3 protein-coding genes are annotated in these 1617 nt (G+C 40.6%); 2 read left to right on the forward strand and 1 reads right to left on the reverse strand.

What is annotated here, in order from left to right; genetic code table 11:
* The coding region (locus AC3AYF_RS20770) for a peroxiredoxin (RefSeq protein ID WP_487780368.1) at positions 1–576 on the forward strand (576 nt) is incomplete at its 5' end.
* A 94-nt stretch (positions 577–670) separates the two neighbouring features.
* Here AC3AYF_RS20770 and dksA read toward each other — a convergent pair.
* Complete coding sequence (gene dksA / locus AC3AYF_RS20775) at positions 671–1093, reverse strand: RNA polymerase-binding protein DksA (RefSeq protein ID WP_487780369.1); 423 nt, start codon at positions 1091–1093, stop codon at positions 671–673.
* Positions 1094–1207: 114 nt separating this feature from the next.
* Here dksA and AC3AYF_RS20780 point away from each other — a divergent pair, with 114 nt between their 5' ends.
* The gene (locus AC3AYF_RS20780) at positions 1208–1606 is read left to right on the forward strand and encodes an HAD family hydrolase (protein WP_487780370.1); all 399 of its coding nucleotides are present in this window, start codon (positions 1208–1210) and stop codon (positions 1604–1606) included.
* Positions 1607–1617 lie beyond the last annotated feature (11 nt).

The following is a 1617-nucleotide window of genomic DNA, read 5'->3' on the forward strand; positions in this document are numbered from 1 at the left end:
GCACCCGATTTTACTGCAGCTGCAGTTATGCCTGATAACAGCATTAACGAAGAGTTTTCATTATCTGATTATAAAGGTCAATACGTCGTTTTATTCTTTTACCCATTAGATTTTACTTTCGTTTGCCCATCAGAAATCATTGCTCATCATCACCGTGTAGCGGAATTCAAAAAACGTGGTGTTCAAGTGATTGGTGTTTCTATCGATTCACAGTTTACCCATCTAGCATGGCGTAATACTGCGGTAAAAGATGGTGGTATCGGCCAAATTGATTTCCCATTGGTTGCTGATATCCAACATGAAATTGTTGAAGCATATGGTGTTAAGCACCCAGCTGGTATTGCGTTACGTGGTTCTTTCTTGATTGATAAAGAAGGTATTGTTCGTCACCAAGTCGTTAACGATCTGCCATTAGGTCGTGAAGTAGATGAAATGTTGCGTTTAGTTGATGCATTACAATTTACTGAAGAGCATGGCGAAGTATGTCCAGCTGGTTGGCAAAAAGGTGATGAAGGTATGAAACCTGATGCAGCGGGTGTTGCAGATTACTTAGCTAAGAATGCAGACAAACTATAATTAGTTTTAGCAATACTTAGATACAAAAATGCCCCGGAGTCCGGGGCATTTTTTTGCCTAATAACAAACTAGGCAGAGGATAAGTCAGCGGTAGTTAAACGCGATTCTTTTCTCTAATTTCAGCCAGTGTTTTGCAGTCGATACATAATGTAGCCGTAGGCCGAGCTTCAAGACGGCGAATACCAATCTCGACACCGCATGCCTCACAGTAGCCGTAATCACCTTTTTCTAGATCAACTAAAGACTCTTCAATTTTTTTGATTAGCTTGCGTTCACGATCACGTGTACGAAGTTCGAGAGTAAACTCTTCTTCTTGAGTTGCGCGGTCATTGGGGTCCGGAAAGTTAGCAGCATCATCTTGCATGTGATGTACAGTACGATCGACTTCGGCCATTAAGTTTGCTTTCCAGCTTTCTAGGATGCCACGGAAGTGTAGGTTCTGATCCGTATCCATGTATTCTTCCCCTTGTTTCTCAACATAGGGGACGAATTTAGCATCACGTTGTGTTGAATCCATGTCGCAAAACCTCTTAACAATTGAAAATTTAAGGCCGCATCTATACCAGACGTAACCTTGATGTGCAAAAAATTAACTTCTATTTTATATTATTTTTGGAGTAAAAAACGAGCAATGAAGCAATTAAAAGCAGTAATTTTTGATGTTGATGGCACTCTAGCTGAAACTGAGCGTGATGGACACCGAATTGCCTTCAATAAAGCATTTGAACAACACCAATTAGATTGGTATTGGGATGAAGCCTTATATGGTGAATTGCTAGCTGTAACAGGCGGTAAGGAACGTATTAGATATTATTTATCGGACTTTAATACCGGTTTTGAGTTTGCCGGTGACCTGACTGAACTTATTAAAGAATTACATACCTCAAAAACCAAACATTACGTCGCGCTATTAGAAAACAAAACGATTACTTTGCGTCCCGGCGTTGTTCGGCTGATAAATGAGCTGCGAAACAGTAATTTGCGCATGGCTATTGCGACCACAACCACACCTGAAAATGTCACCGCATAAATCAAAAGTAC

It is taken from the genome of Salinicola sp. (assembly GCF_982684285.1).

Bases quoted from the DNA above. Each gene is read 5' to 3' on its own strand.
- dksA (WP_487780369.1), bottom strand. From the start codon at position 1,093: ATGGATTCAACACAACGTGATGCTAAATTCGTCCCCTATGTTGAGAAA.
- AC3AYF_RS20780 (WP_487780370.1), top strand. From the start codon at position 1,208: ATGAAGCAATTAAAAGCAGTAATTTTTGATGTTGATGGCACTCTAGCT.